Source organism: Paenibacillus sp. XY044, from assembly GCF_002257645.1.
In the GTDB taxonomy this organism is placed as follows: domain Bacteria; phylum Bacillota; class Bacilli; order Paenibacillales; family Paenibacillaceae; genus Paenibacillus_AQ.
Genome location: NZ_NQMO01000011.1, coordinates 73,086 through 99,453, shown reverse-complemented (window position 1 = coordinate 99,453; position 26,368 = coordinate 73,086). Strand labels below are relative to the sequence as shown.

Here is a 26,368-nt window from a genome sequence, read left to right as displayed (position 1 = left end):
GATGACCACAAACATTCTGGAAGTAAGCGGACTGAAAACCTATTATAAAACCCGGCTCAAGGAAAAAGTGTTTGCCGTCGACGGCGTCGATTTCGTGCTGGAAGAGGGGAAAACGCTCGGCATCGCCGGCGAATCCGGCTGCGGCAAGTCGACGCTGGCGCTGAGCCTGATGGGATTTTATTTTCCGCCGCTCCATTACGGCAGCGGTTCGATCCAAATCCACGGCCGGGACATCATGAAGCTGAGCAAGGAGCAGCTGCGCACGCAAATTTCCGGGCGGGAAATTGCGTATATTCCCCAGGCGGCCATGAACGCCCTCAATCCGACGCTGCGGATCATCCGCTTCATTGAGGATATCATGAAGGAGCATCGGCCTGAGCTCACCAAGAAGCAGGTGTGGGACATGGCCGTCGAGCGGTTTGAAACGCTTAATCTGTCGCCCAAGGTACTGCGTTCCTATCCAAACGAGCTCTCCGGGGGCATGAAGCAGCGGACGGTCATTGCCATCTCCACCATTCTGAATCCGAAGGTGCTGATCGCCGACGAACCGACGTCCGCGCTTGACGTGACGTCACAGAAGGCGGTCATCAAGCTGATGAAGGACCTGCTCGACAAGCAGTTCATCCGCTCGCTGGTGTTCATCACGCATGAGCTGCCGCTGCTCTACCATGTCACCGACGACATTATGGTCATGTACGCAGGTGAGATCGTGGAGCGGGGAACGGCCGATCAGATGATATTCGATCCGCTGCATCCGTATACGAAAAAGCTGATGGGCTCCATCATCGTTCCGGAAGAGGGGATGAAGGGGCACAAGCTGGCGGCCATTCCGGGCACGCCGCCGAATTTAAAGCATGTGCCGGCCGGCTGCCGGTTTGCCGAGCGGTGCTCTTTTGCCCAGGATCTATGCAGGGAAAACAATGTGGCGGTCCAGGAAGTGGACGGTCGCCAGTACCGGTGCCATTTTGACACAGGAACGCTGAAGGAGTGGTATGCGAATGAGCAGTCGTGACCTGTTGATCCGCGGCAGAGGCATTACGAAAGTTTTCGGTTACGGAGCGGCCAAAACGACGGCGGTCGATACGGTGGATTTCGATTTTCACAAGGGCGAAATCATTTCCATCGTCGGCGAGAGCGGCAGCGGCAAAACGACCCTTGCCAAAATCATTATGGGCCTCTTAAAGGAGTCGGGGGGGAGCATCGATTACAAAGGACAACCCAGAGTGCTCAGCCGCCATGCCGACCGGAAAAAGTACTGGAAAGACATTCAGGCGATCTTTCAGGACCCGTTCTCATCCTTTAACCTGTTCCAGCGGGTGGAGAAGCTGCTGCTGAGCTGCATCCGGCTGCAGGGGCTGAAGCTCACCAAGGAAGAGCAGTTCAACAAAATGAAAGAAGCCTGCTCTTTCGTCAATCTGAAGTTCGAGGAGCTATATAACAAGTATCCGTTCGAGCTGTCCGGCGGGCAGATGCAGCGGCTCATGATCGCCCGGATTTTTATGCTTCATCCGAAAGTGCTGATCGCGGATGAACCCACCTCGATGGTCGACGCCTGCTCCCGGTCCACCATTCTCGACATGCTGCTGAAGCTGAGGGACGAAAACCAGATGACGATTATTTTCATCACGCACGACGTTGGGCTCGCTTATTACGTGAGCGACACGATCTACATCATGGAGAAGGGCCAGATCGTGGAGAGGGGACCGGCCGAGGACATTATTTTGAACCCTCAGCATACTTATACGAAGCAGCTCATCAGCGACGTGCCGAAAATTCATACGGCTTGGGATTTGGGTTAGGTTACATTGGAGCCGTGTAGCGGCCGCCTTCCTGCACGACGCGAAATTCGCCGCCGTCCTGCTGCAGCACGGCCAGGTTCGATCCTTCCGCGCCCCACCATTCGTACCCCAGTGTATAGCCAGGCCCGGAACGGGTGACAAATAAGACGTGAAACAGCTGCGGGTCCATCTGCCCACCGTCGTCGACGCGCCAAGTGGAGTTCGGGTCATCCGTTCCTTCAAAGTCGCGAAACAGCAGCTGATCCGGGGTGATCAGCACGAGGCTGGCCAGCGGATTGCCGCTGCCTTGGGCGTAACGGACGATACCCAGCTGAACGTCCGGGGCGATTTGTCCGATAAGTCCCTGGCTTTGGATGTTCAGCCCTTTGGCTTGCTCGATCCGGGCCGCAGCCTCCTGGGGCAGGCTTCCTTCTGCATGCTCCACCTGTAAAAACTGATGCCCGGCAAAAGCGTCCTTGTGCGCAAGGACGACGCCGTCGTCGGGATCGGCAGGGGTTACCGGGGAAGGGAGGAGGTACATATCACCTTCATCGTTGGCGAAATTGTACCGGGTCTGCCTGCCGGTATCCTGTTCCGTCCGTGTCTGATGCTTCGCGAAGCGGATTTCAGTAAGCTCGCCCGGCGCGATGACCGCTTGGGTAAACGGCTCCCGGGGCGTTTGCTGCGTCCCTTCAGGATCGGCTGCAAGAATCCGGCTGCCGGCGGAGTCCAAATAGCCGAACATTAGCTGGGAAGACTGCAGCCGCCCTTGATTTTCTGCTTCGACCGTGCCGACATGTCCTTCTGGAGATTGCTGGCTCCCGTCATCACGGGTGGAAGCTTGGGGAGTGGCATCCGCAGGATGATTTCCGTTGTCCCCGTCCGTAACGTTAACGGTGGTAGCGGTGTCCGTGCCGTCAGGTGATGCGGTACCCGCCGAAGGCTTGTGACTTTCGCAGCCCGTGGCGATACAGATGGAAAGCAGCAGGATGCCGGCGATTTTTTTCAATTTCATTCTCTCCTTTTACGAAGCGCGGTGAGCTGGATGTTTCATCCACGCGGTTTACAGATCGCGCGGATTGTTTTAAAATAAAGACGATTACAAGTTGTATACAAGTATACTTGAAGGCAGGAGCAGGCCAGGCACCTTTTTTTGACGAATCGATCCTCATTGGGCAAAGCACAATAAAACTGGAAGCGTTTCTTTTTCGAAGCACACGCTGTCTTCGTGGTAAAAGACGCATTCCGGTTCTTCGTTGTTGCATGGTTCATTTGAAAAAATGGAAAATTCGGGCTCCCGTCATATGGCAGCCGGTCAAACGGCTAAGGCAGGCTTCCGGAATACAGGTAAGACACCATGGATGGGGCGGGCGGTTGTATGATAAAATCGGTAACGTACATCGTTGTACATACATTGATTTAGGAGAGTTGTCTCATGCTGCGTTATCCTTCATCCTGGCTGCAAGGTGTCTCCTTGGGAGAGTCGATCGCATCCGAGCTGAGGCTGCAGATCATCAGCGGCCGGATCAAGCCGGGTGAAATCATTTCAGAAAACCGGGTGGCCGCCGAATTCGGGACAAGCCGTTCCCCTGTCAGAGAAGCCTTGAAATCGCTCTCGAGCGAAGGGCTGATCCGGCTTGAGCGAATGGGCGCCGTCGTCGTCGGGCTCAGCCTGACCGATATTGTAGAATTGTATGATGTCCGCTTCCTCATCGAGAGCTTCGTCCAGCAGCGGCTGGCGGAGATGGATCGGGAGCAGCTGCTGACATCCCTTCGCCGGATCGTTGACCGGATGGAGCTTGCGGTAAAGCATCAGGATGCGGTTGAATTTTCGTTCCAGGATCTGTCCTTTCACGAGGCGATTATTACGGCTGCGGACCATAAGCGCATTTTGCATTTATGGAGCAGCATCCGGCCCATCGTGATGACGGTCATGCTCATTACCACCGAAGAGATCTTTTCCAAGGGGGAGAAGAAGCTGGGCTCCGTCATCGGCAAGCATCTGAAAATCATGGACGGGCTGGCCTTCGGCGATGCGGACGAAATTCAGAAGCTCGTTCAGGAGTACTTCGCCGATTCGCGCATGACGCTGCACCGCAGCTTAACGGATTTTTAAAGCTTCCGGCTGGCCTTTCATCCACCATATGAACGAAAGAGGCTGTCCTCGGCAGCTTCCGTTTCATGTTGTCGACAAGTATGCAAGTATTTAAAATCAAAGCTTGGAATAATGGGTATCATATGTGAAAACATCATGTACGAACAGAAGGAGGACAACCCATGTCCAGTATTTTCGGTATGAGCCATAATTGGACGCTCATTGTATGGACACTGATCGCCATTGCATTTCTTATTGTGTTTATCGCAAAATTCAAGTGGAATCCGTTTGTGACCCTGCTGTTGTCCGCCCTGCTGCTCGGATTCCTGACCAGCATGAAACCGATGGATATTATCGATTCCGTAACCAAGGGGCTTGGCGGCACGCTCGGCACGATCGCGATCGTCATCGGTCTCGGCACGATGCTCGGTAAAATGATGGCCGAATCCGGCGGCGCCGAGCAGATCGCTACGACTCTCGTGAACCGGTTCGGGGAGAAACGCGTTCACTGGGCGATGATGATCGTCGGCTTTATTGTAGGGATTCCAGTATTTTTTGAGGTCGGCGTCATTCTGCTGATCCCGATTATTTTTACCGTCGCCCGTAAAACCAAAATGTCGCTGCTGCAAATCGGCATTCCGATTCTGGCCGGTCTGTCTACCGTTCACGGACTTGTGCCGCCGCATCCGGCACCGATGATCGCCATTGACGCGTATCAGGCGAATTTGGGGAAAACGATTTTGTACTCCCTTATTGTAGGCATTCCGACGGCCATCGTGGCCGGTCCGCTCTTCGGGAAATGGATCGGCAGACGCATCCAGGTCGAGCCGCCTGCCGAACTGGCGGAGCAGTTCTCCAGCAGCAATACGCGCAAGCTTCCGGGCTTCGGCATCACGCTGTTGACGATTCTGATGCCGGTCATTCTGATGCTGATCGGTTCGATCGCTTCGATCGTCGATAAGGATGCAACCAGCGGCTTCACGCTGTTCTGTGAATTTATCGGTAACGAAATTATCGCGCTCCTGATTTCGGTCGTGTTTTCTTTCTTCTCCCTCGGCTTTGCCAGAGGTTTTACGAAAGAACAGATTTCGAAGTTTACGAGCGAATGCCTGGCGCCAACAGCCACGATTATATTGATCATTGGCGGCGGCGGCGCGTTCAAGCAGGTGCTCATTAACAGCGGCGTGGGTGACGCGATCGCCCAAATCGCGACTTCGGCCCACATCAACATTATTTTGTTCGCTTGGTTCGTTGCCGCACTCATCCGCGTTGCAACCGGTTCCGCGACCGTGGCCATGACCACGACCGCGGGGATCGTCGCGCCGGTGCTTGCGCTGAACCCGGCAGCCAATGTCGAGCTCGTCGTCCTGGCGACCGGAGCCGGCTCGCTCGTCCTATCGCATGTCAACGACGCCGGTTTCTGGATGGTCAAGGAGTTCTTTAACATGTCCGTTCCACAGACGTTGAAATCCTGGACCGTCATGGAAACGCTGTTGTCGGTCGTTGCATTGATTATCATCCTGGTGCTCAGTCTGGTAGTATAAGGATATAAGGATACGTCTAGTGAAGAGGAAAGAAGGTTGAAACATGAGCAGTAATCTGATGATCGGAATCGATATTGGAACGACGAGCACCAAAGCTGTTCTGTTCGAAGAAAACGGAAAGGTTGTAGCCAAGGGAAGTGAAGGCTACCCGCTGTTGACGCCGACATCTTCCATTGCCGAACAGGATCCGGATCTGATATTTACGGCCGTAATCCATTCGGTGAAGCAGGTGATGGACACAAGCGGAATCCGCCCCGAGCAGGTGATGTTCGTCTCGTTCAGCTCGGCCATGCACAGCGTCATTCCGGTCGGCCAGGACGGTAAACCGTTGATGAACTGCATTACGTGGGCGGATAACCGCAGCGCGAAATGGTCCGAAGTGCTGAAGAACGACATGAACGGGCATGAAATTTACCTCCGCACAGGTACGCCGATCCATCCGATGTCCCCGCTGACCAAATTGATGTGGCTGCGCCATGACAATCCGGACATTTTCGAAAAAACGTCCAAGTTCATCTCGATTAAGGAGTACGTGTTCGCCAAGCTATTTAACCGGTACGTCGTGGATCATTCAATAGCCTCCTGTACGGGCCTCATGAACTTGAACAAGCTCGATTGGGACGAAGAGGCGCTGCAGGTAGCCGGCATTACGCCAAGCCAATTGTCCGAGCTCGTTCCGACCACCTACCGTATGGATGGACTGGATCAGACATTTGCCGCCGAGATGGGGCTCGACCCATCCACGCCGTTTATCGTGGGAGCGAGTGACGGCGTGCTGTCCAACCTGGGCGTCAATGCGATCGAGCCCGGCGTCGTTGCCGCCACCATCGGCACCAGCGGTGCGATCCGCACCGTGGTCGATCGTCCGGTGACGGATCCGAAGGGCCGCATTTTCTGCTATGCCTTGACGGAGAAGCTGTGGGTGATCGGCGGTCCCGTCAACAACGGCGGCATGCTGTTCCAATGGGTCCATGACGAGCTTGCCGCATCCGAGATCGAGACCGCAAAACGTCTTGGCATCGATTCGTACGATCTGCTGACGCGGATTGCGGAACAGGTGAATCCGGGATCCGACGGGCTGCTGTTCCACCCTTATTTGACGGGGGAGCGAGCCCCGCTCTGGAACCCCGATGCCCGGGGATCCTTCTTCGGCTTGACGATGCACCACCGCAAGGAGCACATGATCCGTGCCGTTCTTGAAGGCGTCATTTTCAACTTATATACCGTACTGCTGGCAATGGAAGAGCGCATCGGGCGCCCGGCCAAAATCCACGCGACCGGCGGATTTTCACGTTCCCCGCTGTGGCGCCAAATGATGGCCGACATCTTCGATCAGGAAGTGATCGTTCCGGAGAGCTTCGAGAGCTCCTGCCTTGGCGCCGTCGTGCTCGGCTTGTACGCGATGGGCAAAATCGATTCACTCGGTATCGTCTCCGGAATGGTTGGATCGACGCATCAGCATAAGCCGGTGAAGGAGAACGCAAAAGTCTACCACCAGCTGCTGCCGATCTTTATTAAAATTTCGCGAAACTTGGAAGAGGAATATAAGGCGATCGCCGATTTTCAGCGCAGCCTGTTCTAATCCGAAGGATCAAAAGAATGCCTGTACAGCGGATAACAGCTGTGCAGGCTTTTTGCATAAAAAACGGTTTACATCAGAACGTATATTCGCTAATCTAGGAGTGGGTGTATTTTCCATTTCAATACGGCCCTTACAATGATCACAAGGGGATGTGTAACCATGGACCAACAAACGATGGGCATGCAGACAGAACCGAAGAAGCTGCTGGGAAAGTCGATTCAAGTCAGGCTCGTTTCGGACCTGAAGCAATCGCAGTTATTTTACCGGGATATGCTCGGATGCCAAGTGGATGATTGGGGGCATGCTGAACGGGACGGTATGATTTTTATTTTGCAGCAGGCGGCCTCGCCCGAGGATGTTAAACCGAATGCGGTTTCCGCCAAACGAAGGAATTACCCTACGGAATGGGAAGGACCCGAGCATGGATGGGATACGTTTGTACATATGGAATGGGGAGACCTGGACATCTACCTTGAAGAAGTGCGCAGCAGAGGCGCGAACGTGGCGGCCGAACCGTATACCGGTTCGCACGGAGGCTTTGAATTCAAGAACGCCTGCCTCCTTGACCCGGATGGCTACAGCATCGTCCTTGGAGCGATGCGCAGAGCGTAGTCTTTCCGTCGAATAAATGGCCACAGCGACTTTAAAGCTAAGGAGGGGCTTCATTCATGGCGTCGATGAATACAACGAATCATCAACCCGAAGGAATGAAAACAGTAAATCCCTATTTAATGGTGGAACAGGTGAAGTGTTTGGTTGAGTTCATAGAATCGGTGTTCGATGGAAAACTAAAGTATAAACTCGACAGACCGGATGGATCCGTAATGCATGCTGAGATTGCGCTCGGGGATTCCGTTATTATGGCCGGTGAGCCCAATGCAGATTTCGGTGCTTTTCCAGCTTCTCTGTACGTGTATGTTGCCGACTGTGACAGCGTCTATGAGCGAGCCATTCGGAATGGAGCCGTATCGGTGATGGTTCCGGCCGATATGAAGCATGCCGGTGAGAGGTACGGCGGGGTTAAGGACCCCTTCGGAAACATCTGGTGGATTGCCACCCATGTTGAAGATTTGACCCCCGAGGAGCAGGCCAAGCGGATTCGGGAGATGTATAAATAACTGCTAACCAGGTGTCAATGGATTTGTCAGGGCGGTGTTTAGCAGTAGCTTTAATGAACATACCAATGCTTTATTAAGAAACTCTCCGTATGGGGAGTTTTTTAGTTCGGTCCATATCAGCTTACCTTAAAGCAATCGCCTCATGCATACTGGCGAAGGATCTCCCGCGCCTGCTCACAAATCCCATCCACAAGCTCTCGGGGCTCGATGACTTTAACGGCAGTGCCCAGCTGAGAAAAGTAGCCGGTCACGAATTCCATCTCGCGCTCATCGATTACACATTCAATGTAACCTTGATCCGGGTTAACCTCCACGATATAAGGCTCCAGCCACGGCTGACTGCGGCACTGTCTCATGCCCTCACGGGTCAGCTCTACATATAAACGAACAGGCGATTGGGGCGTTTGGGCCGTACTGCGGTTAAGCCATTCTGGCAGTTCAATCTGTGGTGTAAACGGTTGCTTTGTTTGTTCCATAGACACGATCCGGTCCGTCCGAAACAGCCGAATTTCGCCATGAGCCTGATCGAATGCAGGCATGTACCAGAAGCCATCGCTGGCGTAAATACCAATCGGAGCCACTTCTCTCACTGTATTTTCCAGCTTCGACACATACTCGATTTTAAGCAGCTGGTGCGCGGCGGCAGCCTCGATGATTTCTTTTAAAAATGGAGACGAAACGGTCCTTTTTTGATTCCAAAAGGTGATGACCGAATCAAGGCTGTCCATTTTCCTTTTCGTATCGCCCGGCAGGCTTGCGTACAGCTTGCGGGAGACGGAATCGATGTGAATGTCAAAAGGGAGCGACTGATAGTACTTCAATGACTGAAACGCAAAAAAAATAGCAAACGCTTCTTCCTCGTTAAACATGATCGGCGGCAGTGTCCGGTTGGGGAGTACCCGGTAACCGCCGCTTCTTCCTGGTTCCGTATAGAGCGGAACACCCATATCGCCAATATCAGTAAGATACCGGTGCGCCGTTCGGATAGAAATGCCAAATTCATTCGCGACATCCTGGGCAGTAAAGCTGCGTTTGGCATTGACATACAGGATCAAATCAAACAGTAGTTTGGCTTTGCTCACAAAAGTTCCTCCTCCTAACCATGACAGTTTCTGACATGGTTTTAGCATATACTATTTTATACAAATCGCAAGAGGAGGAATTCACGTGAACAAAGAAGATGACATTCGCGTTGTCGGCGGGAGAGAGAAAAATCTGAAGGGTATCCATGTGACGATCCCCAAAAAGCGAATTACGGTATTTGCAGGCGTATCCGGCTCCGGCAAATCGGCGCTCGTCTTCGATACGATCGCAGCGGAGTCGCAGCGGCAATTCAACGAATCGTACTCCAGCTTCATCCGCAACCGGCTCCCTCACTATGGGCAGCCTGAGGTGGATGCCATTGAGCATTTGCCGGCGGTTATCGTGATGAATCAAAAAAGAATCGGTGGGAATGCGAGATCGACCGTTGGCACAGTCACGGATATTTACGCGCTGCTGCGGCTGCTGTTTTCTCGTATCGGTACTCCTTTCGTTGGATATTCCGACGTGTTTTCTTTTAACAACCCTCAAGGCATGTGTCCGGATTGCGAAGGTTTGGGGAGAGTGAAAGACATCAACGTCGACCGGTTGATCGACAGGGAAAAATCGCTTAACAAGGGGGCAATCCTGTTCCCAACGTTCATGCCTGGCGACGTCAGGTGGAAAAGGTATGTTTGCACCGGCCTGTTCGATAACGACAAAAAGCTTAAGGATTATACAGATGAGGAGATGGACACGCTTTTGAATAAAAGCGGATTTAAGCCGCCAAGTCCAACGGAGGGTTGGCCGCCGACGTCTCTTTATGAAGGGGTCATCCCGCGCATTAAGCGTACTTATTTATACAAGGATTCGAAAGATGCTAAAAGATATAGGGAAGCGATCGATCGCATCGTGAATGAGAACCGGTGCGCTTCATGCCGCGGCGGCCGTTTGAATCCGCGCGTGTTGTCCTGCGAAATTAACGGAAAGAACATTGCCGAATGCGCTGCGATGCAAGTTAGCGAGCTTACTGGGTTTATTCGTACCATCCGTGAGCCCGAAGCTCAGACGGTTACGGAAGCGATCGCAAAACGCCTGGAAAATTTGCTGGCGGTTGGCCTTGGGTATTTAAGCCTGAACCGCGAAACGCCCAGCCTGTCGGGCGGTGAATCGCAGCGGATCAAGATGGTGCGCCAGCTCGGCAGCAGCTTATCCGATTTGCTGTATATTTTTGACGAGCCCAGCATCGGGCTCCATCCGCATGATGTCAACACAATCAACGGGTTGCTTCAACAGCTGAGGGATAAAGGCAACACCGTTCTGATTGTAGAGCATGATCCGGATGTAATTCAGATCGCCGATCACATTGTTGAAATGGGGCCGCACGCCGGAACCGACGGCGGACATGTTGTATTCCAAGGAAGCTTTCGCCATCTGATGTCGTCCAAAACATTAACTGCCGAATACTTAAACCGTAAACTCGCCTTCAAGAGCGAGGTCAGAAAGCCTAGCGGATGGTTTGCCATCGAGCATGCGTCTTTGAATAATCTTAAAGATATTAGTGTTCGAATTCCGGCCGGCGTAATGACCGCTGTTACCGGAGTGGCGGGATCCGGAAAAAGCACGTTGATCCGTCAAGTTCTGCCGAGATACTACCCCGAAGCGATATTTATTGATCAAGGCGCGATCCACGCCTCCAATCGGTCCAACCTGGCAACCTATACGGACATATTCGACACGATCAGAACTTTGTTCGCCAAGGAAAACCGCGTCAACGCTTCGCTGTTCAGCTTCAACTCCGATGGGGCTTGTCCGCACTGTAAGGGCTTGGGGATCATATATACCGATCTCGCCTTTATGGACACGGTCTCCAGCATCTGCGAAGCATGCGGCGGGAAGCGTTATACGGAACAAGTTCTGTCCTACCGGTTTCGCGGGAAAAACATCAGTGATGTCTTGGCTATGACCGTCGAGGAGGCGCGGGGCTATTTCCAGGAGGAAGAAATTGAACCGCCGCTCAAAAGACTGAAAGAAGTAGGTCTCGGTTATTTGACCTTGGGACAACCTCTGAGTACCTTGTCGGGCGGCGAATTGCAGCGGGCCAAGCTGGCCGCCGAACTGGAGGGGGAGGGGACCCTGTATGTTCTGGACGAGCCGACCACCGGACTGCATATGTCTGACGTAGAACTATTGATCGGCCTCATGAATCGCCTCGTTGAGCGAGGCAGTACCTTGATCGTGATCGAGCATAATTTGCAGGTGATCCGTCAGGCCGATTGGATGATCGATCTCGGTCCTGGTGCAGGAGAAGAAGGAGGCCAGGTGATGTTTGAAGGTATACCGAAAGATAGTATCGATTGCAGCGCCTCGATCACTGGGAGGTATTTAGGCCTTTAGCGGGGATGTTTGGCTCAAATGTGCCGGAGGAAATTCACAGTATAAGATGACCCCGACGATTCTACGAATTATCGGGATTTTTTTGGTCTAAGAAAGTGTAAGCTTTTGAACAAATTTCCGATAAGACGTGGTCTGGCTTCTCAATAAGTAAGTCGATGGACCATTTATCTTTTAGGTTTGTTTCCCTGGACAGCTGCACCTGGAGGAAAAGGGCATTGAGGCGTAAAGTTTACGTGCCGCCTTTAAATTCGTGTTGTGACCACCCCTTAAATCCCAAACAACACGAATTCAACAGCGGCTGAAGCCCAATGCGCGTTCCTCCCACGCGCCAAAAGTTGAAGCCGGGGTAACTCTATCATCTCGGGTCCATCCTAAGTCAATAAAACACGAATTCAACAGCGGCTGAAGCCCAATGCCCGTTCCTCCCACGCGCAAAAGTCGAAGTCACGGCCCGTTCCCACGCGTCAAAAGCTGAAGTCCAGGAATCCTCATCTTGTCTGGCCCATCCCAAAACCAATGCGTCCCTCCTTAAAAATGGGTATATACATTCCAAGAGATTTTTCATCCGTTGAACATAAAGGAGGTGCTCCTTATCCTGGCCGCCAACGGCCGCCCGCGGCGCAGGGGTAAGGAAATGCTGTGGAAATCGTGAAAATCATATTCGTTGTTTTGCTGATCGCGTTAACCGCGTTCTTCGTCGCCTCCGAATATTCGGTGATCCGGGTCAGAGTGTCCCGCATTAATCAATTGGTGACCGAAGGCAATAAAAATGCCCGCGCGGTCAAACATATCATCTCCCGGCTGGACGAGTTTCTGTCCGCCTGCCAGCTCGGAACGACGCTGACCTCGATGGCTCTCGGCTGGCTGGGGGAATCTACCGTGGAGCGGTTGATCCACCCGTTGTTCGAGCTTATGCATACACCAGAGTCCGTGGAGAGCATTGTATCCTTCATCATCGCCTTTCTGATCCTGACCTACTTTGAGGTTGTGATCGGGGAGCTTGTACCGAAGAGCTTCGCGATTCAGATCGCCGAACCGATGGCGCTGTTTTTCGCCCGTCCGCTGATTATTTTTTACAAAATCACGTATCCCTTCAACTGGATTCTGAGCCGCTCCTCGCGCTTTATTATCGGCATCTTTGGGATTAAGCCCGTATCGGAGGAGGACGCCGCGTTAAGCGAAGCGGAGCTTCGTTTTGCGCTCACCGAAGGGTACCGCAGCGGCGAAATTACGCCGACCGAGTACCGCTATCTAAACAACGTTTTTGATTTCGACGAGCGGGACGCCCGGGAAATCATGGTGCCGCGGACTTCCATCCGCTACGTCTCCCACGATGCGACCGTCCGGGATGTCCTGGAGGTGATCGAGAGCAAAACGTTTAATTACCTTCCGGTTGTGATCGATGGGGATAAGGACCGTGTTACGGGTATCATCCATGTTAAGGAAATGCTGCATCAAGTCGTTCGGCATGTAACTGGGGAAGACGAGGGGGTCGCGCCATTCGTCCGTCCGGTACTGCAGGTCATCGAGACCGTCCAGGCGAGAGATCTGCTGGCCCAGATGCAGAAGGCGGGCATCAATATGGCGGTGCTGATGGACGAATATGGGGGCACGTCGGGTCTTGTCACGATGGAGGATATTCTGGAGGAGATCGTCGGCGAGATTCCTTCGAGTTCCGGAGGGCCTCAGCCAGCCGGAACCGGCCTGATCACGAAGCTGGAGGACAACCGCTACCGCTTTCAGCCCCAAGCGCTCATCCATGACGTGAACAAAAAGCTGGGAACCAACATCCCGGCGGGGGACGAAGTGTACACGATCGGCGGATGGCTGCTTTCGCAAAAATTCGATCTCGCCGAAGGGGACGTCATCCGGCAGGACGATTGCGAATTTGCCGTCCGGCGCATGGAAGGACCGCTGATCCGGGAAATCGAGGTCGTTAAGCATGACCCTGAGCCGAATTTGCCAGGGAAGAGCGATTAAATGTGTCTTTGCGCCGATTTCGCCCAGATGGCATGGAAGGGCCACCGCTGGGCTTTATCGCGCAATGACAACGACATGGATGGAAAAGCGGGTTCTAGTACGACAACCAAGTTGGACGAAATAACTGCAAAAAGTGCATCTGATTTTGGCTATTTTCGCTAAAAGCGAGTTTTGAAGCTAAATAGATGCACTTTTGCAAATGCCATCCCCCCTGCTTGCAATCCTCCTTTTTTGCTTATACAATAAAATTGTATTGTTATTGGAGAAATTAACCTCCATTATATATGATTAGGGGAAATAATCTCCTAAACGAGTGTATATGAATAACCGGCGAACCGGTCTTACGAATAACCAAGCGAACCGGCCGTGCGAATTACCGGCGAAACGGCTTAGAAAGAGGAAGAGGAAGGGGAAGATACGATTGTCCATGGTGCAGGAAATGGGAAAAACCCTGCTGAGCATCCGCAGCCATCTGAACGGACTGACGAAAACCGAGCAGAAGGTGGCCCAGTATATTTTGGAGCATGCCCAGGATATTATCTATGAGTCGGTGACGGAGCTCGCCGAAAAGGCGGATGTGGGGGAAACGACGGTGCTGCGCTTCTGCCGCAAGCTGAAGTTTCAAGGCTTTCAGGACTTCAAGCTGTCACTTGCCCAGGATCTGGTCAAGCCGACGGATCATATTCATAAAGAGATTTCCGAGGACGATGACGCGATCACGCTCAGCCAGAAAATCATCGGCACCCATATCCAGACCCTCGACCAAACGCGCGAGCTGATCAATGGGGAGCAGCTGAGCAAGGCGATTGAGTGCCTGCTAAGCGCATCGTCCATCCACTTTTTTGGGGTGGGGTCTTCGGGGCTGACGGCGATGCAGGGGGCTCACAGCTTCGCCCGGATCGGCAAAAGGAGCACGGCTGTCGCGGATACCCATTTTCAGGCGATGGGTGCTTCGCTCATGACGAGCAGCGACGTGGCCGTCGGTTTGTCCATCTCGGGCAGCACCAAGGACACGATCGACAATCTGAATTTGGCGAAAAAAGCGGGCGCCCGCATTATTGCCATTACGAGCAACGCCCGTTCCCCGATCACCAAAGTGGCGGACATCGTGCTGATTATGGTGGGTCGCGAGAATCCGCTTCAGGGGAGTTCCCTGTCGGCGAAAATGTCGCAGCTGGCCGTCATCGACATGCTGAACGTCGCCGTATCCTTGCGTATGAAGGATGAAGCGCTGAAGTACAGGGAAATCACGGCTAAAGCGACGTCGGATAAATTGTACTAACCGGAAACAAAGGAGGCGATCAGGATGCCCGAGATACCGGATCATCTCGATTATGGCTTGTCCATCCTGTTTATCGGCTTTAATCCCAGCCTGCAGTCCGGAGAGACCGGACACCATTACGCCAATCCGCGGAACAATTTCTACCGTATTTTGCAACGCTCGGGGCTGACGCCGAGACTGTACGATGCTTCGGAAGACCAGGATCTTCTGAAGCTCGGCTACGGTTTCACGAATATTGTGGCGAGACCAACCCGGGGCGTCGAGGATATCCAGCGGCAGGAGTACGCGGAGGGTAGGGAAATTCTCCGGGGAAAATTGCGGCAGTACCTGCCGCGGATCGCCTGCTTTGTGGGCAAAGGCGTGTATACGGAATACAGCCGGCGGTCCAAGGTGGATTGGGGATTTCAGCCGGACCCCGTCATCCCGGAAATTCATGAGTTCGTGGCCCCCAGCTCAAGCGGGCTCGTACGAATGCCGATGGAGGAGATCATCGGAATCTACCGCCGGCTGGCGGAGTTTATAGAGAAGCAGGGATCCTGACCATGTCATCGTCCGTCTAACCAAGCAGGCGATGCCCAGAGGTAGGCCCTGCTTTTTGGCGTCTACAAAGACAGCAGGGAACGGGCCGGCGTACAAGGGGCGATTCGGCTAGTTCCCTTTGTCTCTTTGGCTACATATAAGTGGAATAAGGTGCTGACCATGAAGACAACCGGGTGCAGCCTTTGCTGTATGACACTCCCTTAATGGAGGACTTCCAACATGTCCAAAAGGAAACTCATCAGAAAAAAGCCTCGTCCGAAAAAGAAGCGCCGCCGCTCCGCCGAAGATCAAACATTTAACCAACTCGCATATACTTCGTCATTCCTTGTCGTTATTGCTTTAATTATAAAATTGTTTAATATCGCGTTGTTTACTTAAGGGTCTTTCATCCTTCATTCTCTTATTTACTGAACGAATTGAATAGATACCCAATTAATGATACTCTCGAATTGAGTGATCGTAGAGCAGCTCTGCAATAAGATTTTTTTGCGGGGCTGCTTTCAGCATAGCCGTACATGACTCTAGCGGGGGACCGCATCTTTGGGAAGGAGGCGGCTCATGTTCGAAATGGCCTGAAAGGAGAACGCATAGACCTTGAAGATTATTCTCGTTGATGACGAATTTCTTGCTTTGCAGAAAATGGAACGGCTCCTGCAGTCGCTGGAAGGAGTAAATCCGGAAACGATGTCTGTCCTTGCCTTCCAGAGCCCTCTTCAAGCGCTGGATGCAGCGGCAGAGACCGCTCCGGATCTTGCCTTTCTGGACATCGATATGCCGGAAATGTCGGGATTTGAACTGGCTGACCACCTGCATGCCATGATTCCCGGCCTGGAGGTTGTCTTTGTAACGGCATACCAGGAGTTTGCTATAAAAGCTTTTGAGATTAACGCGCTGGACTATTTACTTAAACCGATCCATCCCAATAGGCTGGCCGTGACGATGGAGCGTGTGGCTACCCGATCGCGGACTGCGGTTTCCTCTTCGGATGACGGACAACCCGAAAACCATATGATGCTGTGCTGCCTGAAAAACCTGCACTTTCGATCCGCAGACGGCAAGCCCCAGTCCTTTTCATGGAGAACCCTTAAAGCACCGGAATTATTTGCGTACCTGATCTATTACCGGAATAAAACCGTGAGCAAGCAAACCTTGATCGACCTGTTATGGCCGGACTTTAACCTGAAAAGGGCAACAACCCAGCTTCACACGGCAATCTATCAAATCCGGAAAACGATTAAGATGTGCGGCATCGATCTACATATCAAGTTTCAGGATGAAGGATACCGGCTTGAATTCGGAAATGTAACGCTGGATATCGAGGAGTGGGAACAATGCCTGCGCAGCGCTCCTCTGGTAGCGCCCGAAAACCTTTCAGAACATATCGTCATCATGGATAAGTATCCTGGGGATTTCCTAGGGGAGCACGGGTACGGGTGGGCAGAACCGGAACAGGAGCGAACCCGGCTCCTCTGGTTTGACCATGCGAAGCAGATCGCCGAATGCTGCGTCCGCCTCGGTCAGCACGCGGAAGCCATCGGATTGTACCAGGAGATGATCCGGAAAATGCCCTACAGGGAAGAGGGGTACGACGGCTTAATGAAGCTGTATGCCGCCATCAGTCAACTGGCGGGGGTCCGCCGGCTGTACGAGCAAATGACATCGGTTTTCCTGGAAGACTACGATATGACGCCCAGTAAGGAGATCTCAGCTTGGTTCGCGGCGTGGGAGAAGGAGCGCTTGCATGAAAAGCAAGAAGCCGACGTTCAATAGGACGGCCTGTCTGAATACGGCAAGCTGCAGAAATAAGGAGAAATGAGGAAACGGGTGCCGAATAGGCACCCGTTTTTGATTTGCGCCGGCAGTGCTCTGAATTGTATTGGATTGGTTCTGTTTAATGAAGCGGCTTAGTCCGATAAAAAAGTATGAATACAAAATGCAGAACTTCCTGACGAAACGAGGCCGCGATTGAACATGAAAAAAGCAGTGATCTTAATCTTATATTTAGCCTGCCTGCTTGCAGCCCGGTGGGGCTGGTCGACGGCATTCGGCGGCATCGACGTGCAGGTGAACGCAGTGAACGGCGTCTTGGATCTCCGCGGGGTAAGCCTGGATGACAGGCATTCCATCAACCTGGACGGAGAGTGGGAGTTTTATCCCGATATGCTTTTCAAGAGCGGCAGCCAGGCCGAGCAGGCCGCCGGGGACAGAAGCCTCATTCAAGTGCCCGGGGATTGGAGAGGTACTTGGGAGAATAGATCCTCCTCATTCGGCTACGGTACCTACCGGCTTCGCATCCTGGTGGATCAGCCGATGGAACAGTCGTATGCCTTATGGGTCAAGCAGGTCAAGTCTTCCTCCGTGGTGATCATGAACGGAAAGACCGTAGGCGGTTTCGGCCAGCCTGCAGAAGACGCGAAAGCATATGCGCCCCGCATGGTTTCTTTTATTGACACATATAGCGCAAATGGCGAAAAGGTCATTGATCTGATGATTCAGGCCGCGAACTATGAGGACCCGACCAGCGGGGGGATCGTCAAATCTTTGCGCTTTGGTACGCAGGCGGCCATCGATTTTGAGTGGTGGTATTCCATTGGCTTTCAGCTCATCACCTTTTTTATATTGCTTCTCCACGCATCCTATGCGGTCATTTTGTATGCGATCAATCCGAAAGAAAAGCTGCTGCTGGTATTTATTCTGCTGCTGGTATCCGCGGGGATGACCGTAATATCGGATCATGAGTCTATTCTGTTAATGTGGATCCCTCTCACTTACGCCTGGGCTCTTAAGGTGAAAATCCTTTCCTATTTATGCGTGACGTTCTGCTTGATGCTAATGGGTGGAAGCTTTTTAGGGCAAGCCTGGCGGGGACGTTTTTTCAGGGGATATATCGGCGTGCTCGTGCTGTATTGCGCATTCGTACTGGCGGCCCCGTCCCGCCTGATTCACCTTTCGACGGCCAATCATATATTTGGCTTGCTCTATCTGATTCCTACTGCCTGGTTTATCGTTTCGTTTGGGAAAATGGTATATCGGAAGCAGCGGGACGCTTTTATTATTCTTCTGTCCGCGGTCAGCGTGTTGTCCAATATCCTTTGGGGAGTCGTGAACTTTGACTGGATCGCCAGTCCGATTTACTATCCTATCGATATTCTTGCCGCGATTATCGGGTTTTCTACATACTGGTTTATTAGGTACTTCCGCAATGCGGCGGAAAATGCCAAGCTGAATGCCCAGCTTCAAGCAGCCGACGAACGGAAGGATCAGTTTTTGGCGAACACGTCGCATGAGCTTCGAACCCCGCTGCACGGCATCATCAACATCGCCCAATCCGTGCTGGCTCGAGAGGATGGGGCGATCCAGAAGGACAGCCGCAGCAACATGGAGCTTCTCATAACGATCAGCCGCCGGATGGCGCATTTACTGAACGATTTGCTCGATGCTTCCAGACTCAAGGACCACCGGATCGTTCTGCGGCAGGAGTCTCTTCAGGTTGAACCTGTCATTCAAGGGGTCATCGGCATGCTTGCATATATGACAGAAGGCAAGCCGATTCAGGTAGGGCTGTCCGTATCCGGCCCGCTTCCCTCCGTATATGCCGACGAGCAGCGGCTGATCCAAATTCTGTCCAATTTGCTTCATAATGCGATCAAGTTTACGGATGAAGGGTCGGTCAACGTGATGGCAGAAGCCAAAGCGGGGAGCGTTGTCATCCAAATCGCAGACACAGGCCGGGGGATGGGCACAGAGGCGCTGGAAAAAATATTTCTTCCTTATGAGCAGGGGGCTGAGGATGGTAACGGAGGGATCGGGCTTGGTTTGAGCATCAGCAAGCAGCTGGTCGAACTGCATGGGGGAAGCCTGAACGTACAATCCGAATTGGGAAAAGGAACGACATTCAGCTTTTCCCTGCCAATCGCTAAGATCACGGCGAAGGCGATGGTCCCGATGCCGCAGAAGGAGCAGATCGACCAGGAGAAAGCCTCCAGCATGCTGCTGTGGCAAGCGGCGGTCGGTACCGAATCGGATCTTATTCAGATCGCCTCGGATCGTCGCTTCTCCTCCAATGGGCTGAAGGTGCTGATCGTTGAAGACAATCCGGTCAATTTACGGGTCCTGACAGGTATTTTTACGGAGGAGCAGTATGAGGTGGGGACCGCGAGATCGGCGAAAGAAGCGTTGACTCAACTGAATTCTTCCGGATGGGATCTGCTTATTTCCGACGTCATGATGCCTGGGATGTCCGGCTATGAATTGACGAGGATCGTCCGAGAGCGCTATTCGGGCTCCGAGCTGCCGATCTTGCTCCTGACCGCGAGAACCCGGCCGGAAGATATTTATGCCGGATTTATCGCCGGTGCCAACGATTATGTCGCCAAGCCCGTGGATGCGCTTGAGTTACAATACAGGGTTTTATCGCTGGCAGCTTTGAAAAGGTCGATTGACGAACGGCTTGGCATGGAGGCCGCCTATCTGCAAGCGCAAATCAAGCCTCATTTTTTCTTCAATACGATGAATTCCATCATGGCGCTGAGCGAAATCGATCAGGATAAAATGCGCGATTTGGCCCATGCCTTCATGTCATATTTGCGGATCAGCATCGATTTCCTGAATTCGGAGAAGGCGATACCGCTCGACCACGAATTGGAGCTGGTGAGCGCTTATCTCTACATCGAGAAGGAGCGCTTCAGGGAACGGCTGGAGGTCGTATGGGACCTGGATTCGGATCTCGCGCTTTGGATTCCTCCGCTGACACTGCAGCCGCTAGTAGAAAATGCCGTCAAACATGGGCTGCTGAGCCGTCTGCAAGGAGGAACGGTATGGATCCGAATTTCACGACAAGCGGATGAAGTCCTTTTTGAGGTAAAGGATAATGGCCAAGGCATGTCCGAGGAGGAAGTAGAGCAGCTGCTGAAGCCCCGGCGGAACGAGACGAAATCGGAGGACCGCGGCATCGGGCTTCTGAATACGAATCGCAGACTGATGCAGCAGTATGGAAAGGGACTGAAGATTCAGAGCCAATGGGGAACAGGGACCGTCGTATCTTTTGTCATACCCGTACAAGCCAGCCGTTCAGCGGATACGTAAAGGAATTTCTTCTGTCATCGATCTGTGATATTCAGAATTTATCCAGTCCCGTATGATTTAATCAAGATATGCTTGGTATCGGTAAATTGATGCCTGATCCGCCGACTCTGCCGGCGAAAAGACAATTAAAGGTTAAGTGGTGATCGTATGCATTTATCCGACAAACAAATTGAAGCGCTGAACATGGCGCGAAAGCACGGCGGGCGGTTAAAACGCTGGAAGCATGGCGGGTATTGGACTTACGAGGAGGAGCCTGATAACTCCTTGAATCCTTCGAAACCGGGTTGGTATTGTACGACGAATACGATTTTTGCACTGGTCCGGCGCGGGCTGGCCAAAATGGATCATTGGGAGAGCTGTTCCCTGACGAAGGAACCGAAACGCGTTTTGTTTGCAGGGCTGATCTGGGAAGAAAAATCTGGGGAGAAAAGCGGGTGACCATCGATTAAGATCAAAATATGGGCAGGCATCATGATTGCGGCCGGCGTAATCCTGCTGTGTTACCCAAAGCTGGCCGAGCTAAGGGAAGACGCGGCGCAGCAGAAGCTGGCCAGCGAGTGGGAGAAGAGCTTCCAAAACATCGAAGGCTACGAAGAGGAGCAGGTGTCGAAGGCAGTTGGCGGAATCGCCGAGTATGACAATGTACCGAAGGGAACCCCTGCCGCAGTCTCTACTAAGCCTGATGACGGAGAGGTGGAGGGCATGCTCAGCATCGATACAATCGATTTGAAGCTGCCCATCCTGCACGGTGCTACCCTAAAGCATATGAAAACAAGCCTTGCCAGCATTGAGCATACCGGCAAAGCCGGACAAATCGGGAATTTCGCCGTCGCAGGCCATCGCAGCCGGACGTACGGCCGCAACTTCAATCGGCTCGATGAGCTCCAGCCAGGGGACGCCATTCGCGTGGACACCGGCTCCGCGATCTTTGAATATACGGTAACGGACAAGCTGGTCGTCAAACCGGAAGAGGTGTGGGTCTTGGAAGCGAATGGCCGGGACCGGGAAATCACCCTGGTGACCTGCGATCCGTTGGTGAATCCGACGCATCGGCTGATTATCAAAGGTAAAATGAAATCCCTATAACGCACCTGCCTCCATGTGAAGGCAGGGCGTTTTTTTGTTGTCCGGTGCACCAAGATCGTCGTTTGCTCAAAAACTTCCGCACCCTCTCACTTGGCCTTCCATGGACGGAAAGCGAGATTCAGAACTTATTCAGAGGGACCCTTTATAGTAATTATGTTTGCTGGTTCGACAAACACGGACAAAACTTATCATTTTTCACCAGCGGAACCATTTTGAAAAATAGAGAGTGAGAGGTGAAATCTTACGAATGAGAAGAAGATTTTGGAAGGTGCCTTATGTGTTAATGGCATTATTTCTGCTCATTAACCTGCTGGTTCCTTCCGGTCTGGTGCGTGCCGAAACGGACACCACCGGAAGTACAACCGAAGCCGTGAGCACATCCGATGCGGATGCACCGGCTTCCGGTGAAGGGGCTGTGACCCCGGGGGATCAGGGGACGGATATGCCGGCTGGGGATGCTCCAGCGACCCCTGGGGAAGAGACACCAGCTGTACCGGCTGAACCCGACCCATCGACTGGAGCGCCGGCTGCGTCGGACTTGGCTGCTGCTGAAGGAGACGTACAGGCGGATGCAGATCCGGCGGCGCAGGGCGAGGTTATTACGGAGAACATCATTACCGATGTTCAAATGAAGGACGATAAGGGAAACAAACTTCAGGACATCCGCATCGATATGGGGGCCACCGTTCAAGTGGACGTATATTGGACACTTCCTGCAGACCATGGTTTCCATGAAGGTGCTACCTTTACCTTCGATCTCCCTGACAAATTCAAGCCGGACCGGGCATTGGACGGCATCCTGACTGGTGATGTAGGTACCTATCATATTACGTCGGAGGGTAAGGTTACCTTTACGTTCAGCAAGGAGATCGAGGATAACAATGAATGGTCCGGGGATTTTTACGTATGGAGAAATTTCGACGGCAGCAAGTTTTCCGGCGGGACCAAGCAGGACATCGTCTTTGATTATCCCGATGATCCGATTATCATCCCTATTCATTTCAACAATCCGACAGACAGCGAAATCGACAAGTCCGGTACGCCGAACAAAGCGATGAACCCGAGCGAAATTACCTGGACGGTCGATTTCAACAAGGGTGAGCGCATGCTGACGGATGCGCAGTTCAAGGATGCGCTGCCAGCAGGTTTGGAGCTGATCCCGGCTTCCATCGAAGTCCACAAGCTGGAGGTTCAGCTGAACGGCTCGGTCAAGGAAGATCCGGAGTTGTTCATCGGATATGACACGACTCCAGCTGCTGATGGATTTGAACTGAAATTTAACGGAAGCTCGGACAGTGCGTATCGGGTGCATTACAAGACGAAAATTACGCAGACGACGGACACAACGTACACAAACAATGTGGAAGTCGACGGTGGCGGGCCCCCGCTGACGAAGTCGGCAAAGGTGGATACGAAGTACAGCAAGCCGCTCGGTAAAAAGTCCACAGGCTATGACGCAAATAGTCAAACCATTTCTTGGGCGATCGAGTACAACTATAACGAACAGAGCCTGCCTCAGGCCAAGGCTTGGATCAACGATAAGTTTGATACATCCACGCAGGAGCTGGTAGACGACTCGTTCAAAGTGTACGAGATGACGATTGCCGATAACGGCACCGCTTCGCAGAAAACCGAAACGCTGCCTCTTTTAAAGGACACGGATTATACCGTGACCAAAACGGCGGAGGGCTTCAAGCTTCAGTTCTCGCGCGATGTTAATGCTGCCTATGAAATTCAATATAAGACGAAGGCATCCGGGCGCGTGTACGAGGATGGAAACGTTCAAAACACAGTTAGCATGCCAGATGTGCCGGATGTCACGGTCGGAAAAGACATCAAGCAGGTTATTTTCTGGAAGACCTATACGGGAACGAACTATGCCGACAAGACGATTGATTGGAAGCTCAGCCTGAATGATGACAATAAGAACATGACCGATGTCGTCATTACGGATAATTTTGCAGACCAGCACATGGAGCTGATTTCTGATAGCGTCAAAATAGAAGGACTGACGGAGGGAACGGATTACAAGCTTGAGCCTGATCCGCGATATGATACCGGGTTCAAGATTACGTTCACTAATCCTATCAATGCTAACTATCTAATTACTTACAAAACCAAATTCGATCCGACCGCAGGCAAAATGAATGAATATACGAACACTGCCAAGGTCGATTGGAAGGAAAGCGACGGACAAAAGTCGATCAACAAAACCGCAAGCGCCCCTGCTGACAACTTCACGAAAAACAACGGCAGCAAAACGGGAAGCTATGATGCGAAGACCAAGGAAATCACTTGGAACTTGAACGTGAACTACAACCTTTATCAGGTGAGCCAGCCTGTCGTCAGGGATTTCTACACCGGGGAGCAGACGTTTTTGCCGGAATCCTTGGTGGTTCAACCGCTGGAGCTCACAGGCGGTGCGAATGGCGTTAATCCAAATGGAGCTCCTCTCGTACTGAACGATGATTACACGTTAAAGACGCTGACGGAGAATGGAACAGACGGTTTTGAACTGGTGTTCAACAAACCGATCGACGGCGCCTACCGGATCACGTACAAAACAAGCTTGAAAGATCATCCGGTGGCAGCAAGCTACAGCAACGCCGCCGAGATGTTTGACCGTGCACAGCCGGATTCCAAGCTGTTTGCGCAGTCTACCAATGTGAATCCTCAGTTTGGCGGCGAATATATCAATAAAACCGGCGTGCAAGGAGCCGGGGCGGATCAGGATTTTGCTTACTGGACCCTCAATGTGAACCGCAGCCAGTCCATCGTGGACAACGCGGTGCTGACGGATACTTTATCCGAGAATCAGATCCTGATTCCATCTTCGTTTGAACTGTATAGTACGGCAGTAGACAAGAACGGGAACCTCACACAAAAGGCACTCGTAAGCCCGGCAGCTTATATGCTTGACGTCAAGGACAATGCATTTACCCTGACTTTCAAGGATACGATCCAGGAAGCGTATATTCTGAAGTATAAGTCGTTCATTAATGCCGACAATGGCGACACGATCAGCAACAATGCCAAGTTTGCCGGCCAATCCTCGGGTAGCGTCAGCAAAGACGAAAATAAAAGCGTCAATGTCAGCTTCTCGGGAGCCGGCGGCGGCGCCCAGACGGGCAAAGGCGATCTGACGATTACCAAAGTGGACGCCGCAGATAACGCGCCGTTGGAAGGTGCCCGTTTCGGGCTCTACGATAAGACCGGCAGCACTCTCATTCGGGAGCTCGTTACCGATAAAGAGGGGAAAGCGGTCTTCAGCAGCACCCGGTACAATGATTACGTGCTGAAGGAACTGGCCGCTCCTGCCGGCTATCTCATCGACGATGAGTACCGGAACGGTAAGAAGATGACCTTCAAAGCGGATGCAGCCGAAATAACCGTCACGAATACGAAAGGCATATGGGATTTCGAGCTCACGAAGGTAGATAAGGATGATTCTGCGAAGGTTCTGGAAGGAGCCGTGTTCAAGCTTCAAAAGGACGTGAACGGGGCTTTCGAAGACGTCACGGGTAAGACGGAGCTGAATACAGGGGAGGATGGAAAAATCCTGCTGGCTCATCTTGAAGCTGGAGACTACCAGTTGATCGAGGTCCAAGCCCCTAAGGGATACAGGCTCGATGCGACGCCGATCCCGTTTACCATTGAAGTGAACCAGTCGATCACCAAGCAAAAAACCGTAGCCAATGAAATCTATGTCGGTTCTGTCCAACTGACCAAAACCGACGCTTATGACGGCTCGCCATTGGAAGGCGCCGTGTTTAACCTGCTGGACGAGCAGGGACATGAAGTGGTGACAGGGCTGACCACGGATGCGGACGGTAAGGTACCCGTTCCGAATCTGAAGGCGGGCAGCTACATGTTTGTAGAAGTTACACCTCCTGTCGGTTATCAGTCCGTGCTGGAACCGCTGAAATTCGAAATCGTAGATGACCAGCCGCTGCTGCTGAACTTCACCAACGACAAGATCACCGGCTCGCTGAAGATCACCAAAATTCAGACAGGCCGGCTGGATATTCCGTTGAAAGGTGCCGAGTTCCGCATTCTCGATGAGAACAAGCAGCCGGTACTAAATGCCAAAGGCGAGGAACTCGCCGGTCTGGTGACGGACGAGCACGGCGAATTGGGTGTAGACGATCTGAGACCTGGCAAGTATTACGCCGAAGAGACGGCCGCTCCGTCCGGCTACTACATCTGGAAGGCACAGACCGAATTCGAAATCGTATCCGGTCAGGAGACCGCGATTACCGTGGAGAACGGCCGCAGCACAGGCGGGGGCGGCGGTGGAAGCACCGATGGCGGCGGTGACCCCGGCGGTGGAGGTAACCAACCGAATCCGCCGGTAACGCCTACTCCGGATCCGGACGAACCGCAGCTGCCTGGGGACAGCGGAACGCCAGAAGGTCCGCAGATTCCGAACATACCAGGCGGAGTGATCATCGGACCGGCGCCAAGCGATCCGGGACAGCCGAACCAGCCGGAGCAGCCAGCCAAGCCGGGGCAGCCGAATGGCGGCGGCACAGCGGGCACTGGCGGGGCTGGAACGCAGCCGAGCCCGGGTCATGAAACCGACCCAGGCGAGAACAGCAGCGCTGGCAGCCATACAGGTAGCAGCCAGAAGCCTGGCGGGTCATCGACTGAAGGGGCGGCAACTCTGCCGAAGACAGGGGAGGCCAGCCATCTGCCGATGCAGCTTGCGGGTGTGGGCTTGATTGCACTTGGTGCTGCTTTGTTCGGACTCAAGAAGAGACAAGCAGCCCAAAAGCAGTTGTAGAATGAAGCGACTAGCTTAAGCAAATTGGATAGAAGCAGTGTAAACCAAGTAGTAAGCAAGCAGCCTGCCGCAGAAACG

At 52.8% G+C, this 26,368-nt stretch carries 18 protein-coding genes; 16 read left to right on the top strand and 2 right to left on the bottom strand.

The window, feature by feature from the left end:
• The first annotated feature begins 1 nt into the window (after position 1).
• The gene (locus CJP46_RS31140; protein WP_094599519.1) at positions 2-1,012 is read left to right on the top strand and encodes an ABC transporter ATP-binding protein; all 1,011 of its coding nucleotides are present in this window, start codon (positions 2-4) and stop codon (positions 1,010-1,012) included.
• Positions 999-1,799: an ABC transporter ATP-binding protein gene (locus tag CJP46_RS31135; protein WP_094599518.1), complete on the top strand. Its 801-nt coding sequence runs from the start codon at positions 999-1,001 to the stop codon at positions 1,797-1,799. Before CJP46_RS31140 ends, CJP46_RS31135 begins: the two co-directional genes overlap by 14 nt.
• A 1-nt stretch (position 1,800) precedes the next feature.
• Here the strand turns inward: CJP46_RS31135 and CJP46_RS31130 are convergent, their stop codons facing one another.
• A complete protein-coding gene (locus CJP46_RS31130) occupies positions 1,801-2,793 on the bottom strand; it encodes a hypothetical protein (RefSeq protein WP_143813061.1) in 993 nt (330 codons plus the stop codon).
• Positions 2,794-3,216: 423 nt separating this feature from the next.
• On the opposite strand from CJP46_RS31130, the gene CJP46_RS31125 reads away from it, so the two are divergent.
• The 5 genes from CJP46_RS31125 (at position 3,217) to CJP46_RS31105 (ending at position 8,117) form a co-directional block, all read left to right on the top strand.
• Complete coding sequence (locus CJP46_RS31125) at positions 3,217-3,894, top strand: GntR family transcriptional regulator (RefSeq protein ID WP_094599599.1); 678 nt, start codon at positions 3,217-3,219, stop codon at positions 3,892-3,894.
• A gap of 161 nt (positions 3,895-4,055) precedes the next feature.
• Positions 4,056-5,417: a GntP family permease gene (locus tag CJP46_RS31120; protein WP_094599516.1), complete on the top strand. Its 1,362-nt coding sequence runs from the start codon at positions 4,056-4,058 to the stop codon at positions 5,415-5,417.
• Positions 5,418-5,460: 43 nt separating this feature from the next.
• Positions 5,461-6,999 carry a gluconokinase gene (gene gntK, locus CJP46_RS31115; RefSeq protein WP_094599515.1) on the top strand — a complete coding sequence of 513 codons (1,539 nt, stop codon included), beginning with the start codon at positions 5,461-5,463 and terminating at the stop codon, positions 6,997-6,999.
• 159 nt (positions 7,000-7,158) lie between these two features.
• A complete protein-coding gene (locus CJP46_RS31110) occupies positions 7,159-7,611 on the top strand; it encodes a VOC family protein (protein WP_094599514.1) in 453 nt (150 codons plus the stop codon).
• 56 nt (positions 7,612-7,667) lie between these two features.
• Complete coding sequence (locus CJP46_RS31105) at positions 7,668-8,117, top strand: VOC family protein (RefSeq protein ID WP_094599513.1); 450 nt, start codon at positions 7,668-7,670, stop codon at positions 8,115-8,117.
• A 140-nt stretch (positions 8,118-8,257) separates the two neighbouring features.
• Here CJP46_RS31105 and CJP46_RS31100 read toward each other — a convergent pair whose 3' ends face one another.
• Complete coding sequence (locus CJP46_RS31100; protein ID WP_179281402.1) at positions 8,258-9,199, bottom strand: helix-turn-helix transcriptional regulator; 942 nt, start codon at positions 9,197-9,199, stop codon at positions 8,258-8,260.
• 85 nt (positions 9,200-9,284) lie between these two features.
• Here CJP46_RS31100 and CJP46_RS31095 point away from each other — a divergent pair, with 85 nt between their 5' ends.
• The 9 genes from CJP46_RS31095 to CJP46_RS31055 all read left to right on the top strand — a co-directional run bounded on the left by CJP46_RS31095 (position 9,285) and on the right by CJP46_RS31055 (position 26,290).
• On the top strand, positions 9,285-11,534 hold the full coding sequence (locus CJP46_RS31095) for an ATP-binding cassette domain-containing protein (protein ID WP_094599511.1): 2,250 nt from the start codon (positions 9,285-9,287) through the stop codon (positions 11,532-11,534).
• Between the two features lie 639 nt (positions 11,535-12,173).
• Positions 12,174-13,514 carry a hemolysin family protein gene (locus CJP46_RS31090; RefSeq protein WP_094599510.1) on the top strand — a complete coding sequence of 447 codons (1,341 nt, stop codon included), beginning with the start codon at positions 12,174-12,176 and terminating at the stop codon, positions 13,512-13,514.
• A 427-nt stretch (positions 13,515-13,941) separates the two neighbouring features.
• Positions 13,942-14,796: a MurR/RpiR family transcriptional regulator gene (locus CJP46_RS31085; RefSeq protein ID WP_094599598.1), complete on the top strand. Its 855-nt coding sequence runs from the start codon at positions 13,942-13,944 to the stop codon at positions 14,794-14,796.
• Positions 14,797-14,820: 24 nt separating this feature from the next.
• Positions 14,821-15,336: a mismatch-specific DNA-glycosylase gene (locus CJP46_RS31080; protein WP_094599509.1), complete on the top strand. Its 516-nt coding sequence runs from the start codon at positions 14,821-14,823 to the stop codon at positions 15,334-15,336.
• A 594-nt stretch (positions 15,337-15,930) separates the two neighbouring features.
• Entirely contained in the window at positions 15,931-17,106 is a 1,176-nt protein-coding gene (locus CJP46_RS31075) for a response regulator (protein WP_094599508.1), read from the top strand.
• Positions 17,107-17,307: 201 nt separating this feature from the next.
• Positions 17,308-20,421: a hybrid sensor histidine kinase/response regulator gene (locus CJP46_RS31070; protein WP_094599507.1), complete on the top strand. Its 3,114-nt coding sequence runs from the start codon at positions 17,308-17,310 to the stop codon at positions 20,419-20,421.
• Between the two features lie 147 nt (positions 20,422-20,568).
• Positions 20,569-20,859, top strand: coding sequence for a hypothetical protein (locus CJP46_RS31065; RefSeq protein ID WP_179281401.1), 291 nt, complete (start codon positions 20,569-20,571; stop codon positions 20,857-20,859).
• A 33-nt stretch (positions 20,860-20,892) separates the two neighbouring features.
• Positions 20,893-21,507, top strand: coding sequence for a class D sortase (locus CJP46_RS31060; protein ID WP_094599506.1), 615 nt, complete (start codon positions 20,893-20,895; stop codon positions 21,505-21,507).
• 247 nt (positions 21,508-21,754) lie between these two features.
• Positions 21,755-26,290, top strand: a complete 4,536-nt coding sequence (locus CJP46_RS31055) for a collagen binding domain-containing protein (protein WP_094599505.1) — start codon at positions 21,755-21,757, stop codon at positions 26,288-26,290.
• Positions 26,291-26,368: the final 78 nt, after the last annotated feature.

Excerpts from the sequence above, each read along its gene's own strand:
- CJP46_RS31140 (WP_094599519.1), top strand. The coding sequence starts at position 2 with ATGACCACAAACATTCTGGAAGTAAGCGGACTGAAAACCTATTATAAA.
- CJP46_RS31135 (WP_094599518.1), top strand. The coding sequence starts at position 999 with ATGAGCAGTCGTGACCTGTTGATCCGCGGCAGAGGCATTACGAAAGTT.
- CJP46_RS31130 (WP_143813061.1), bottom strand. The coding sequence starts at position 2,793 with ATGAAATTGAAAAAAATCGCCGGCATCCTGCTGCTTTCCATCTGTATC.
- CJP46_RS31120 (WP_094599516.1), top strand. The coding sequence starts at position 4,056 with ATGTCCAGTATTTTCGGTATGAGCCATAATTGGACGCTCATTGTATGG.
- gntK (WP_094599515.1), top strand. The coding sequence starts at position 5,461 with ATGAGCAGTAATCTGATGATCGGAATCGATATTGGAACGACGAGCACC.
- CJP46_RS31110 (WP_094599514.1), top strand. The coding sequence starts at position 7,159 with ATGGACCAACAAACGATGGGCATGCAGACAGAACCGAAGAAGCTGCTG.
- CJP46_RS31105 (WP_094599513.1), top strand. The coding sequence starts at position 7,668 with ATGGCGTCGATGAATACAACGAATCATCAACCCGAAGGAATGAAAACA.
- CJP46_RS31085 (WP_094599598.1), top strand. The coding sequence starts at position 13,942 with ATGGTGCAGGAAATGGGAAAAACCCTGCTGAGCATCCGCAGCCATCTG.
- CJP46_RS31080 (WP_094599509.1), top strand. The coding sequence starts at position 14,821 with ATGCCCGAGATACCGGATCATCTCGATTATGGCTTGTCCATCCTGTTT.
- CJP46_RS31070 (WP_094599507.1), top strand. The coding sequence starts at position 17,308 with ATGAAAAAAGCAGTGATCTTAATCTTATATTTAGCCTGCCTGCTTGCA.
- CJP46_RS31065 (WP_179281401.1), top strand. The coding sequence starts at position 20,569 with ATGCATTTATCCGACAAACAAATTGAAGCGCTGAACATGGCGCGAAAG.
- CJP46_RS31060 (WP_094599506.1), top strand. The coding sequence starts at position 20,893 with ATGATTGCGGCCGGCGTAATCCTGCTGTGTTACCCAAAGCTGGCCGAG.
- CJP46_RS31055 (WP_094599505.1), top strand. The coding sequence starts at position 21,755 with ATGAGAAGAAGATTTTGGAAGGTGCCTTATGTGTTAATGGCATTATTT.